This window comes from Photobacterium andalusiense, from assembly GCF_900185625.1.
GTDB classification, from domain to species: Bacteria; Pseudomonadota; Gammaproteobacteria; order Enterobacterales; family Vibrionaceae; genus Photobacterium; species Photobacterium aquimaris.
Window position 1 is genome coordinate 790,700 of the sequence record NZ_FYAJ01000002.1, and the last position, 13,603, is coordinate 804,302.

Sequence of the window (13,603 nt, forward strand, 5' to 3'; positions counted from 1 at the left end):
CCGTAAATCAATACGGTATGATAGCAACCAATCAATGATTAGCGGGTATGAATACATGTATCATCAAACACTTAAAAAATATTTTGGTTTTGATTCTTTACGACTCGGGCAAGAAGAAGTGATCACTCGTGTTCTTAACGGTCATTCTGCTGCGGCAATATTTCCCACAGGATCAGGAAAATCATTATGCTATCAATTACCCGCAATTGAATTACCCCATCTCACCTTGGTAATTTCGCCACTATTAGCATTAATGAAAGATCAATTAGATTTTTTAGCCGCCAAAGCTATTCCAGCGGCTTCAATTGATTCAAGCCAAACGTGGCAACAAACTCAGCAAGTCATGCATCAAATTCGTCAAGGTGAAATCAAAGTATTAATGATTTCAGTCGAACGCTTGAAAAATGAACGTTTTCGCCATTTTATTAGCCAAATCCAAATTTCATTACTGGTGGTAGATGAAGCACACTGTATTTCAGAGTGGGGTCATAATTTCCGTCCTGATTACCTCAAATTGCCGCATTACCAACAGGCTTTAAATATTCCTCAGGTATTACTGCTTACAGCCACTGCCACCCCAGCTGTTATTCAAGATATGCAGGATAAATTTGCTATCGATAAGAATGATATTATCGTGACTGGTTTTTATCGCAATAATCTAGATTTAACGGTCTTAGCCGCTGATGAAGATGAGAAGATAGACACCCTCAAACATCAACTGTCACAACGCAGCAATGAACCTGCAATTGTTTATGTCACTTTACAGCACACAGCCGAACAAGTGGCAGAAATACTCACTCGCAGCCATATACCAGCGCAAGCTTATCACGCAGGTATGGATTCAGATCGTCGCCACAGCATTCAACAACAATTTATGCATGGTGAGATTAACTGTATTGTGGCAACTATCGCTTTTGGAATGGGAATCGATAAATCAAATATTCGTCAAGTTATTCATTTTGACTTACCTAAATCTATCGAAAATTATAGCCAAGAAATAGGTCGTGCTGGACGCGATGGTGAAGTATCACATTGCACAGTGATCGCCAATAAATCAGGATTAAATGTATTAGAAAACTTTGTTTTTGGTGATACACCAGATCGTAATGCAATCGCTTATGTTCTACGCGAAATACAAGCACAAGATCAGCAATGGGAAATCATGAGTGGCCGTTTATCAAAAGACAGTAATATTCGTTTATTGCCACTAAAAACCCTTCTAGTCTACCTTGAAATACGACAAATCATTGAGCCGATGTTCACTTACTTTGCTGATTATCGCTATAAAATGAATGTATCCCAGTATGAAATCGTTCAGCGCTTTCAAGGTGAACGTCGTCAATTCATTGAAACAATTTTTGCGTGTTCACCCAAAGCAAGGGTTTGGCATACTTTAGATATGGATGCGCTATGGCAAGGTTATCAAGTCGATAGAAAACGGGTTGTTGCGGCGATCGATTACTTACATGAGCAAGGTTGGATCACTCTTGAAAGTAAACAAATGACCGATGTTTATCGTATTAATCAACATCATTTTGATATTGAAGCTGAAACCGCTGCGCTATACCAACTGTTTCAACAAAAAGAACACAGTGAAATTCACCGTATTGAAAATATGATCGCCTTTTTTGAAAGTAAAAGCTGTTTAAGCCATAAGTTAGCCAGCTATTTTGCCGATCATCATGCTCCCGAGCAATGTGGTCATTGTTCAGTCTGTCGTGGAAAAACAGTCACTTTACCCACTTTGCCAACCCTGCCAGAGATCAGTGATCAGCAAATCACAATCTGGAGTGATAGCTTTATTGAACGTAATGACAGTTCACCATCAATGGCGGCTATCACCCGTTTTTTACATGGTATGAGTACGCCATTAAATAGCAAAATAAAAGCCAAGCAATTAGACGGATTTGGTGTTTTAGAAGCCTATCCATTTCAACAAACTTTCGCCCATATTTGCCGCTTATATAACAGCAACAGTTGAATAAATAACCACGAGCAATGTTGATTCAGCACTTAAATAGCTAAAAACTGACTTTTCATATTAATCAATAGCGATCTGACTCACATCGTTTTAAAATACGAGTACTAACTAATAGGAAGTAAAGTTATGACTACAGAAAAACAAGAATACCAACCATGTGATGCTTGTGGTGTTTCAGCAGAAATGGGCTTTATGATCAATGAGAATGATGATATTGCTGATGTACAAATTTTCGCCAACGGCAAAACAGCATTAGAATCAGAGCTTGCAAACTACCTAGCGTTAGCAAAAGAAGTTAATGCTAACTTTAAAGTAGAAACAACACCTGTTGATGAAACAAGTACAGAATTAACAGCACGTATTCAATTTGAATGTAGCGCTGAAAAGTTAATTTTTGAACTAAAAAGCCGCTCTCTAGCGAAGTAATTCATCAAAAAGGCATCAATGTCCTTTCTGATAAAAATGAAGCCAGTAGACAGTCTTATTCGATTATTATTGAATAAAATCTGACGCTGGCTTTATTATTTATTGATAGTAATACTGTTTGATAGATCATCGTTGTCAGATGTGTGTTTACGCTCTGTCCATTTTAAAGCACCATTTAGTTCAATAGATGATGCCGGACGACATTCTAAGACAATATTACCTGTCGTGATCATTGCACCTAAAGAGTACGATTTGCCAGCATATAAGCAATGACGCTGCTGTAAATCACCAACTTGCAACGCTACCACAGGCGCAATACTACCAACATCTTTGGTACTATATTGCGCAGCATGACTGTAAGTACCACTAACCATAACGCAAATAATAGCCAGCCATCTAAGCTTTAGAATGCTCATCGTTGATCCTTATTAACAACCATTCGCCTCTATCATTTAAATGTTATTAATATTCAATTGCACGTGGTAAAAGTTTGGCTTGTGCGACCCAATCTTCCACGGCTGACAGTGGCGGTAATTGACGTACTAATGATTTAGCCTCATTCACTTCAACCATTTTGGTGTGTAAATTATCTGCATTACGTTGCGCAAGTTCAGGAACAGTATCAACCCCAGCCGACTCTAATAAGTCAGCATATTGCGTGCTGACCCCTTTAATTCGTGATAAGTCAGCACGATTAATCCACTTCAATATTAGCTTACTACTGATTGCCGTTTTTTCAGCCAACATTTTTCGACCGCTTGGTTTTGCACCTTGCTCTAATAGCTGTGCAACAGTGCTAACACCAATTGCTTCTAGCTTTGCCGCGTAAGTTTCACCGATCCCTTCGACACTAACGAGCTTTGTCATTGCTTTCTCCTACTATTTTTTAGCTATACCTATCTGGAAAATATAGCCAATAAAAACTAGAACACCGCATGATTTACACACAAAACACTAAATTAAATATAACGCCCCAAAAAACAAATATAAAATCATCACAATAATAATGTTAAAAAGTACAAGCAAAAAAAAACCCAGAATAATCTGGGTTTTAAAATAATAAATATAATCAAGAGATTGGTAAGACTTGCTTCACATAATCACCAGGTGCAACATACAACGGAGCATAAGCTTCGCTGCCCATCACACGTGGTGGTACTTGTTCTGCAGGGCTAAATCCAGTTAACCATACATTCCAATGTGTCCACCAAGAACCATCTTGACGTTTAGCACCAGCTAACCAAGCTTCAGCACTTTCTTCTTTGCTATCGTTAACCCAGAAACCATATTTATTCTTTTGAGGATGGTTCACAATACCTGCAATATGGCCAGACTCGCCTAAAACAAATGTTGATTTTCCACCTAATTGATTAGCACCGCGGTAAGTACCTTGCCATAAAGCAATATGATCTTCTTGAGTCGAAATAAAGTATGTAGGCACTTTAATCTTACTCAAATCAATGTATACACCGCCGACTTTATAGCCTTTATTGGCAACTAATTTATTCTCTAAATAGAATTGGCGTAACAAAGTATTGTGACATTTCGCCGCAACATTGGTGCTATCGCCATTCCAGTAGAGTAAATCAAAATCAATTGGACTATTACCTTTCAAGTAATTATTAACGTAATAGTTCCAGTACAAACTATTTTCACGTAATAAACTGAAAGTAACGCTCAATGAACGGCCATCCATATAACCATTTTCAATATTTTGTGCTTCAATCGCCGTAATAATCGGATCATTGATATAAGCACCAATTTCACCTGGCTGAGAGAAGTCTAATAATGTGGTAAAGAATGTCGCTGATTTAATACGATTACGCATACGCTTGGCAGCATAATACGCAAGTGTCGTTGCTAATAATGTACCACCAATACAGTAGCCAACTGTGTTGATTTGTTTTTGTTCGGTAATATCTTCAACAGCATCAACCGCTTTTACAACACCATCTAGAACATAATGCTCAAAATCAACATCTTTCAATGATTCATCAGGATTACGCCACGACATCATAAATACAGTATGGCCTTGTTCAACTAGCCAACGCACCATTGAATTATGCTCACGCAAATCCAAGATATAGTATTTATTAATAAATGGTGGCACAATCAAGAGAGGTGTTTTATTAACAGCTTCAGTGAGAGGCTTATACTGAATTAATTCAAATAATTCATTTTTAAAAACCACTTCACCTTCAGTATTGGCGATATTGATACCGAGTTCAAATGCACCGCTATTCGTCATTCGAATTTTGAGTACATCAGCACTGCTTTGTATGTCTTCTTGTAACAGTTCCATCCCTTTAATTAGATTTTCACCGTTAGTTTCAACAGTTAACTTAGCTAATTCAGGATTGGTTGTAACAAAATTGGTTGGAGACATTGCATTGATCGCTTGACGTGAAAAAAAGCTTAAACGCTCTTTTGCTTTATCATCAAGTCCATCAATTGATTCAATTGTTTCACGCATTGTGTTACTGAATAATAAATATGACTGCTTAATATAATTATAAAAAGCTTCATTTTCCCATGCAGGATCACTAAAACGCTTGTCATCTTTTGCAGGCTTAATAAAGGCACTTTCTGCTGTCGTATTACCGATTGCAACATTCTGCCAAATTTTTACTTGATTATCCCACCAGTCCATTTGGACTTTAGCTAAAGCGCCAGGCTGAGCAGCCGCTTTCTCTAAAAATTCAGTGGCATCTTCCAAGTTAATATCATTAAGCGCTTTTGTTACTGGGGTATTCATGGCTGCCTTGCCGGAGTCTAACTCCTTCCACCATAACTGGTTCATATCTTGGAGCTTGGCAAAGTAGTCCGAAAAAAAGTGATTGTTCATAACAAAAACCCTGTACTTGGACTAAGTAATCAGCCATATAATCATCTTATATGGCTGATTTATATAAGTATCAGATAATTACACGCCCATTAGAGTCGTGTAATTGACCATCACTTAAATAGCTGGTGTTGCTTGCTTAACGTTGTCGGCAACAAGCTCTTCAACTTCAGTTTTGAAGCTTTGTGCTACAGAAGAAAACTTATTGCTATCTTCTAGAAGTTGCTGTGAAAGCTTAGTTAGCGTTTCAAGTTGCTGGCTATTAAATGCAGTTAGAGATTGAATATCTTTCACTTCACTTACTGCTTTAAGTTGCTTTAAGCCAAGATCGCTGTAAGCACGAACTGCAGACAATTGAAGCTCAGTTAATTGCTCAACATTTTTAGCAAATACTTTGTTGAATTTTGCGTATGGTGCTAGTGTTTTCTCTGTTTGCTCAGAAAAAGATTTAAACATTTCCGTATACATAGAACATTCCTCATTGATAGTAATAAAGTGTGACAAATATCCATATCACACTGATTGTATTAGTTTATTTACTTAAACACGTTTTAAAATAACTGCAGTACCCATACCACCACCAACACATAATGTTGCCATGCCGTATTTATCATCACGACGGCACATTTCATGCAGCAAGCTAACTAGAATACGGCTACCAGATGCACCAAGAGGGTGACCTAGTGCAATTGCACCACCATTTACATTCGCACGTTCAACTAAATCTTCCACCTTAGTGCCTGTTTCTTTAGCAACTTCATGGAAGACACCTAATGCTTGACCAGCAAATGCTTCATTAAATTCAAGAAGATCAATATCTTCAATTGAAAGATTTGCTTTTTCTAATGCTTTAAGTACCGCAGGAACAGGGCCTAAACCCATAATCTCAGGAGCAACACCCGCTTGCGCGTAGCTTTCAACTTCAGCTAATGGTGTTAGGTTGTATTTAGCAACAGCCGCTTCAGAAGCAACAATAATTGCACTTGCACCATCATTGATACCAGAAGCATTACCCGCCGTAACCGAACCATCACGATTAAATGCAGGACGCAACTTCGCCAAATCTTCAATCGAAGCATTTGCTTTCGGGTATTCGTCAGTATCAACAATCACGGTTTCGCGACGACTAACAACTTCTACTGGGCAAATTTCAGCAACAAAGCGTCCTTGTTCAATTGCTGCAACGGCTTTTTGCTGACTCGCAAGCGCAAAATTATCTTGCTGCTCACGTGTTAAACCGACTTTTTCTACCACATTTTCAGCTGTTACACCCATGTGATAGTTATTGAAAACATCCGTTAAGCCATCAGCAATTAAAAGATCTGTTAGCTCAAGGTTACCCATTTTCTGACCATCACGAATTTTTGATGATGCACAAAATGGAATCTGTGACATGTTCTCAGCACCAGCGGCAACCACGAGATCTGCATCACCAGCTTTAATATGCGCAGCAGCATCCATTAATGCTTTCATGCCACTACCACACACCATATTCAATGAATAAGCTGGAACTTCATTTGGTAATCCAGCATAGATAGCTGCTTGACGACCAGGACCCATACCTTGGCCAGCACCAACCACATTACCTAAAATAACTTCATCAATTGCATCAGCAGGCACGTTGATTTGTGCTAATGCACCTTTAATTGCAACTGCGCCGAGTTGTGCTGCAGACACTGATTTTAACGCACCATTAAAACTACCGATTGGGGTACGTTTTGCGGCAACAATGTAAACCTTAGCCATATTTTGCATCCTTTCTATAATATGATTTATTTTTTGTCTTTGTTATAAACAGCACCATTAGTGCATGTATAAACCGCCATTCACTGATAATGTTTCACCAGTAATATAGGCCGCAGCATCACTTGCTAAAAAGACAACCGCTGCCGCAACTTCTTGTGGTTGCGCTAAGCGTTTCATTGGAATTTCTGCTTTAATTGATTCAAGTACTTCTGGTTTAATTGCTTCAACCATTGCTGTACCTGTGTAGCCTGGGGCAATAGCATTTACCGTTACACCAGCACGAGCACCTTCAGCAGCAAGTGCTTTAGTAAAACCAATCATTCCCGCTTTTGCTGCTGAATAATTTGTTTGACCAAATTGACCTTTTAAACCATTAACCGAGGTAATATTAATAATGCGCGCATTACCGTGCTGGCACATTGAGTCAAACAAAGGTTGAGTAACATTAAACAAGCTATTAAGGTTTGTGTTAATCACATCATTCCACTGTTCTGCTGTCATGCGTTTGAATGTGGTATCTTTGGTAATTCCTGCGTTATTAACAAGAACATCAATATGACCTTCTTGTTCAAGTAGTGCAGTTAATGACTCTTTACAAAATGCAGTATCAACAACATCTAATGGCAACAATTTTACAGATTCATCTGAATAGTTATTTTCTTTCATCCACTCTTTAGCTGATTGCTCACTTTCTGGGTGATGAGTGGCAATAACACGAAAGCCAGCGTCAACTAAAGCCTGAGTTATTGAAGAACCGATACCGCCTTTCGCGCCTGTCACTAATGCTACTTTTTTCATCTCTAAGGCTCCTTCCTTTGATCTTGCCGTACTTATTAAAATAAACGTTCTATCTGATATTTGTTCACACTAGCCTTACATTCTTAGATCTGCTGTTTTACAGTCACTTCAATATAATACGTGATTATTACAAACACATTGCATATGGCGAACATAACAACACAGATGCATATTTATGGCAAGCAAAGGAATTAACATTTTTAGAACCATTACCATTTGGCATTAACAAATTAATCACTAATGTGTAAAAGAAATCATTTTGTTAACATAAGATTTTATTATTAAATAAATAAAAAAAAATAATAATTCATTTAATATCATAGCATTATAAAACAACGTGCGTATTAACGCCTATCGGCGAGTTAATGGAATGTTGCATACTTTTTACAATTTGAGATTTTAATACGAATAAGTGGTCGGATGACTTTAATAAAATAGAAGGATTACGAACTGGATAGTTTTTTTGAAAATGTTACAAAAATGGTACTAAATTATAAATTCACCCTCAAAGATTGAATCTCATAATATTGCCCAAATAATATTAATAACGAAGTTTTTGCGGTAATAAACATCGATTTCACGCTGATTATTTTAAAAAATCTGGGTATAAAATGTGAACTTAATCAAATTTTAGTAGTCCGAAAAAAATTGTTTCATCGTAAGTATTTTGAATTTCAAAGGAAGTCTCGGTATGTTAGCTAGCACATTTCAACGTCTAAATGATTATCTCCAAAGTCAGGTTATCGGTCAGCCTAATTTAGTAAAACAACTCCTAATTGCATTACTTGCTGATGGTCATATTCTTGTTGAAGGTCCTCCAGGATTAGCGAAAACACGTGCTGTAAAAGTACTTGCTGATTGTATTGAAGGGGATTTTCATCGGATTCAATTTACGCCCGACCTATTACCTTCTGATTTAACGGGTACTGATATTTTCCGTCCAGAAACAGCTGAATTTACTTTTCAACCTGGACCTATCTTTAATTCATTAGTACTTGCTGATGAAATTAACCGTGCACCAGCAAAAGTACAGGCGGCGATGTTAGAAGCAATGGCTGAAAAACAAATCACAGCCGGCCGTAAAACCTACCCATTACCTGAATTATTTTTAGTAATGGCAACCCAAAACCCGATTGAACAAGAAGGGACTTACCCATTACCTGAAGCACAATTAGATCGCTTTTTATTACAGCTCAATGTCGATTACCCCAATGCAGAGAGTGAACTTGAAATTCTACGCCTTAATCGTGGCGAAGCATTAGGCGTTGCAGCTGCTGAACAAATTCATATTAGTCAAAGTGATATTTTTGCGGCTCGCAAAGAAATACTCAATATTCATATGGCTGACGATGTTGAGCATTACATTATTCGCTTAGTGATGGCGACCCGTGAACCACACCGCTTTGGTGAACAATTACAATCGTGGCTACAAATGGGTGTGAGTCCACGTGCAACGTTGGCGCTTGATCGTTGTGCACGTGCGCATGCTTGGTTAAGCGGTCGAGATTTTGTAACGCCTGAAGATGTTCAAGTAATGGCATATCCAGTACTGCGTCACCGTTTATTATTAAGCTATGAAGCACAAGCTGAAGGAATTGCAGCAGATCGTGTTGTCGATACGCTTATTTCGCAGGTTGCTAGCTTATGAAATCAGCACACATCAACGTAGCGCTGCCACCCCATAGCGATGGCGTCAATGTGTGTCTTGCAGAGCTACTGCAATATAAAAATCAAGCTGTAAGGTGGTTAGCACCTGCAAAAAGTATTTGGTCGCAGCTTAATGGACACCATCAAAGTCGCCATAAAGGGCGAGGAATGAATTTTTCAGAAGTTCGCCCTTACCAAGCGGGAGATGATATTCGTTCTATTGACTGGCGAGTGACGGCACGTACAGGTAAAACACATACCAAGTTATTTACAGAAGAACGTGAACAGCCAATCATGTTGTTTATCGATATTAGTGCCAGTATGCAATTTGGCTCGCAGTTAATGCTTAAATCAGTCCAAGCGGCACATTTTGCTAGTTTACTGAGTTGGTTAGCTATTGATGAACAAGATCGTATAGGCGCTGTTATCTATAACGGTATTAGTACCATTGAATGTAAACCAACAGCACGCCAACGAGGACCATTACATATTATAAACGCGTTAATTTCAGCCCAGCAGGATGCATTAAAAGCGCTTGATCATAGTAATAATGACGGCTTCTCAACGGCTTTAAAACGTTTGCATTATCTTTGCCCTAAAGGCAGTGAGATTATTGTTATCAGTGATTTTTACCCTTTAAAAGCCACAGATAAACGCCGTTTAAGCCAACTTCGTCAGCATAATCGAATCCAATTTGTCCAAATTTATGATCCTCTTGAACAAGGGCAAACACAATTTCGAGGCTATGAGCATGTTACTGATAATCAGCAATCGGCATGGCTAGACTTTTCAGCCAAAAAAACGCGTGACTCATTAAGCGCGCAATATCAGCACCACCAAAATTTTATTACTGAAATGGCAACCTCACTTGCCATACCATTGCATTCACTGTCAGCGGCGCAACCTTTATTGCAGCAGCTTGGCGCACACTCACAAGGGATCAGGTAATGACACAACCGACAACACCCACATTACCATTGGCTGATATTCACCTTCACTCCGCTCCCAGCTATTGGCCGCTACCGTGGGGATGGTGGGTAGTGATCATCGTGACCCTTATCGTCATTATCGCTACTGGTTACCACTATCGCCGCCGTTGTCAGCACTTTGCAGCGAAACAAGAAGCAATAAAAATTCTAAAAACTTTGCAACCTGACGCAGGTTTAACAGCAATCAACACCTTATTGAAACAAGCAGCATTGAGCTATTTTCCACGTTCAATTGTTGCTCCATTAACAGGCATACAATGGTTAGTATTTCTTGATCAACATTTACCTACTAAATTTCAAGGTTTTGTTGATAAACAGCCGCTATGGCAACAAGGGTTATTCTCCCCTGCACCATTAACTGCGGAACAATTTAACGACTGTCGACAACAAGCATTATTGTGGCTACAACACGCACTGCCAGCTAAAACCAACAGTCATGATGGTAATAGTGTGATCACCAAGGAGTCATCCAATGTTTGAGTTTGTATGGCTATGGGCCTGGGCCTTATTGCCCTTAGCATGGTTAGTGTATCGATTTAGTAAACCTGTCGCACAACCAGCAGCAATTCATCTGCCACAGTTGCCACAAGGCGTCGGTCAGCAACAACCAAGTTCGATTATTCGTAAAGTGTTAATGACATTAGTCTGGGTAAGTTTAGTCTGCGCAGTCGCACGTCCAGTATGGTATGGCGATCCGATTGAAATTAAACCTGAGCATCGAGATATGTTATTGGCGGTTGATCTATCAGGATCGATGGCGATCCCCGATATGGTGACTAAAGATGGTCAAAGTATCGATCGTTTAACAGCAGTAAAACATGTGTTATCCGATTTTATTGCTAAACGCAAAGGTGACCGATTAGGATTGGTGGTTTTTGCGGATCATGGTTATTTACAAACACCATTAACTTTTGATCGCAAAACCGTTGAACAGCAACTTAATCGCACCGTATTAGGCTTAATTGGTCAAAGTACTGCAATCGGTGAAGGGCTAGGGGTTGCAACCAAAACCTTTATTGATAGTAAAGCACCGCAGCGAGTGATTATTTTACTCAGTGATGGCGGTAATACGTCTGGTGTCATTGGGCCGATTGAGGCTGCAAAATTAGCTAAAGAAAGCGGTGTGAAAATTTATACCGTCGGTATTGGCGCAGATAAAATGATCCAAAAAGGTTTCTTTGGCGATCGCGTGGTAAATCCTTCTTCTGATCTGGATGAAAAGACCTTAAGTAAGATTGCATCAATGACCGGTGGTGAATATTTCCGTGCTCGAAACCCACAGCAACTTGCAAAAATTTATGATGTTATTAATAAGCTTCAACCCGTGAATAATGCCCAACAAACTTGGCGACCACGTGATGAATTATTCCGTTACCCATTAGCATTTGCATTGCTTTTATCTGTTGTTATCGCTTTCATGAGGAAACGTCATGGCTGATTTTACCTTTATGCACCCGCAATGGTTTGCAGCGTTAATTCCCTTGATCATTGTTCTGCCATGGTTAAAAGGCAAAGCACAACATTCAGGTTTAATTGCGCCTCATCTTGCTCAAAAATTGGGGCTAACTCAACAACAACCTAAACGATGGCCGCTCGCTTTATTAGCTCTCGGTTGGTTGATTGCTGTTATTGCAATGGCCGGGCCAAGCTGGCAAAAAGTTAAACTTCCGGCTTATAACCTCAATGGCGCACGAGTACTGGTGATGAATATGTCACAATCAATGTATGCCACTGACATTAAGCCCAATCGCTTAACCCAAGAAAAATTTAAAGCATTAGATATGTTACCGGGCTGGAAAGAAGGCAGTACCGGATTAGTGGCTTTCGCTGGTGATGGCTATGAAGTAAGCCCGTTAACCACAGATAGCAGCACCTTACGTAATTTAATTCCAAGTTTATCACCTGACGTTATGCCAATTGCTGGTAACAATGCCGCTAAGGGGATCGCCGAAGCAATACGATTACTCAAACAAGCAGGTCACAATAGCGGTGACATTATCTTAATGACTGATGGTATGACCAAAGCCGTTGCTCAACAAGCATTAACAGAGCTAAAAGGCACTCACTATCGCGTTTCTATTCTTGCAATGGGAACCGTTGAAGGTGCGCCAATTATGCTTCCCAATGGTAGCTTACTGTCTGAAAATGGCACTCCAGTAATGAGTAAAATTGATATCAGCACCCTGATGTCGATTACTGATAGTACTGGCGGCATCTTACAAATGGCTCAGACAACTGATAATGATGTTAATGCGATTGTAAACTTTACCGCAAAGCCATTAGCCAGTGGTCACAAAGGCCATGAGAAAGAGTTACAAGAACGCTTAAATGGTGGCTTTTGGTTAATTCTACCCTTGTTATTATTAGCGTTACTTGGCTTTCGCCGTGGCATCGTTTTAGCTGCGATGTTTGTTTTATTACCGATTGATCATGCTCAAGCAAGTCCATGGATCAATACCAATCGTCAAGCTTATGAAACCTTCACCGACGGTAATTTTAAAAAAGCGGCACAAGATTTTACCTCTCCACAATGGAAAGGTATTGCGGAATATAAAGCCCAACAATATGACCAAGCAATAGCGACCTTAAAACCACTCAAAGATCCAACATCACAATACAACTTAGGCAATGCCTATGCACAAAAAGGTGATTATAAACAAGCAGCTGCAACTTATGAGAAAGTGTTAAAGCAGCAACCTGATTTTGCTGATGCGAAAAAGAACTTAGCCATTGTTGAACAAGCTGAAAAGCAGCAGCAACAGCAGCAAAAGAAAGATAAATCAGGCAAACAAGGTCAGCAAGGCAACAAAGACCAACAGCAACAAGGTCAGCAAGGTAACAAAGACCAACAGCAACAAGGTCAGCAAGGCAACAAAGACCAACAGCAACAAGGTCAGCAAGGCAACAAAGACCAACAGCAACAAGGTCAGCAAGGCAACAAAGACCAACAGCAACAAGGTCAGCAAGGCAACAAAGACCAACAGCAACAAGGTCAGCAAGGCAACAAAGACCAACAGCAACAAGGTCAGCAAGGCAACAAAGACCAACAGCAACAAGGTCAGCAAGGCAACAAAGACCAACAGCAACAAGGTCAGCAAAAATCAGGAAAAGAAGGAAAAGAAGGAAAAGAAGGAAAACAAAGTAAACAGCAACAACAGAAAAATCAGCAGCTGG

Annotated in this window: 13 protein-coding genes; 7 read left to right on the plus strand and 6 right to left on the minus strand. The window is 39.5% G+C overall.

Annotation, left to right across the window (positions count from 1 at the left end):
• Positions 1–55 precede the first annotated feature (55 nt).
• On the plus strand, positions 56–1,981 hold the full coding sequence (locus tag PAND9192_RS09090) for a RecQ family ATP-dependent DNA helicase (protein WP_087853497.1): 1,926 nt from the start codon (positions 56–58) through the stop codon (positions 1,979–1,981).
• A 126-nt stretch (positions 1,982–2,107) separates the two neighbouring features.
• The gene (locus PAND9192_RS09095) at positions 2,108–2,407 is read left to right on the plus strand and encodes a DUF406 family protein (protein ID WP_087853498.1); all 300 of its coding nucleotides are present in this window, start codon (positions 2,108–2,110) and stop codon (positions 2,405–2,407) included.
• Positions 2,408–2,502: 95 nt separating this feature from the next.
• Here PAND9192_RS09095 and PAND9192_RS09100 read toward each other — a convergent pair whose 3' ends face one another.
• The 6 genes from PAND9192_RS09100 to PAND9192_RS09125 form a co-directional block, all read right to left on the minus strand.
• A complete protein-coding gene (locus PAND9192_RS09100) occupies positions 2,503–2,823 on the minus strand; it encodes a DUF1496 domain-containing protein (RefSeq protein WP_087853499.1) in 321 nt (106 codons plus the stop codon).
• Positions 2,824–2,869: 46 nt separating this feature from the next.
• Positions 2,870–3,274, minus strand: coding sequence for a DUF4332 domain-containing protein (locus PAND9192_RS09105; protein WP_087820508.1), 405 nt, complete (start codon positions 3,272–3,274; stop codon positions 2,870–2,872).
• Positions 3,275–3,476: 202 nt separating this feature from the next.
• A complete protein-coding gene (gene phaC / locus PAND9192_RS09110; protein WP_087853500.1) occupies positions 3,477–5,252 on the minus strand; it encodes a class I poly(R)-hydroxyalkanoic acid synthase in 1,776 nt (591 codons plus the stop codon).
• Positions 5,253–5,366: 114 nt separating this feature from the next.
• Entirely contained in the window at positions 5,367–5,717 is a 351-nt protein-coding gene (locus PAND9192_RS09115; protein WP_036791211.1) for a phasin family protein, read from the minus strand.
• 72 nt (positions 5,718–5,789) lie between these two features.
• Positions 5,790–6,995: an acetyl-CoA C-acetyltransferase gene (locus PAND9192_RS09120; protein WP_087853501.1), complete on the minus strand. Its 1,206-nt coding sequence runs from the start codon at positions 6,993–6,995 to the stop codon at positions 5,790–5,792.
• Positions 6,996–7,052: 57 nt separating this feature from the next.
• A complete protein-coding gene (locus PAND9192_RS09125; protein ID WP_060999974.1) occupies positions 7,053–7,793 on the minus strand; it encodes an SDR family oxidoreductase in 741 nt (246 codons plus the stop codon).
• A gap of 691 nt (positions 7,794–8,484) precedes the next feature.
• On the opposite strand from PAND9192_RS09125, the gene PAND9192_RS09130 reads away from it, so the two are divergent.
• From PAND9192_RS09130 to PAND9192_RS09150, 5 genes are all read left to right on the plus strand, one after another.
• Positions 8,485–9,441 carry an AAA family ATPase gene (locus tag PAND9192_RS09130; protein ID WP_087853502.1) on the plus strand — a complete coding sequence of 319 codons (957 nt, stop codon included), beginning with the start codon at positions 8,485–8,487 and terminating at the stop codon, positions 9,439–9,441.
• Complete coding sequence (locus PAND9192_RS09135) at positions 9,438–10,388, plus strand: DUF58 domain-containing protein (protein ID WP_087853503.1); 951 nt, start codon at positions 9,438–9,440, stop codon at positions 10,386–10,388. Before PAND9192_RS09130 ends, PAND9192_RS09135 begins: the two co-directional genes overlap by 4 nt.
• Positions 10,388–10,909, plus strand: a complete 522-nt coding sequence (locus PAND9192_RS09140) for a DUF4381 domain-containing protein (protein WP_087853504.1) — start codon at positions 10,388–10,390, stop codon at positions 10,907–10,909. The genes PAND9192_RS09135 and PAND9192_RS09140 overlap by 1 nt, the downstream gene beginning before the upstream one ends.
• Complete coding sequence (locus PAND9192_RS09145) at positions 10,902–11,867, plus strand: vWA domain-containing protein (RefSeq protein WP_087844758.1); 966 nt, start codon at positions 10,902–10,904, stop codon at positions 11,865–11,867. The genes PAND9192_RS09140 and PAND9192_RS09145 overlap by 8 nt, the downstream gene beginning before the upstream one ends.
• Positions 11,860–13,603 (plus strand): VWA domain-containing protein (locus PAND9192_RS09150; protein ID WP_087853505.1); only part of this gene is annotated, 1,744 nt, incomplete at its 3' end. The genes PAND9192_RS09145 and PAND9192_RS09150, both read left to right, overlap by 8 nt.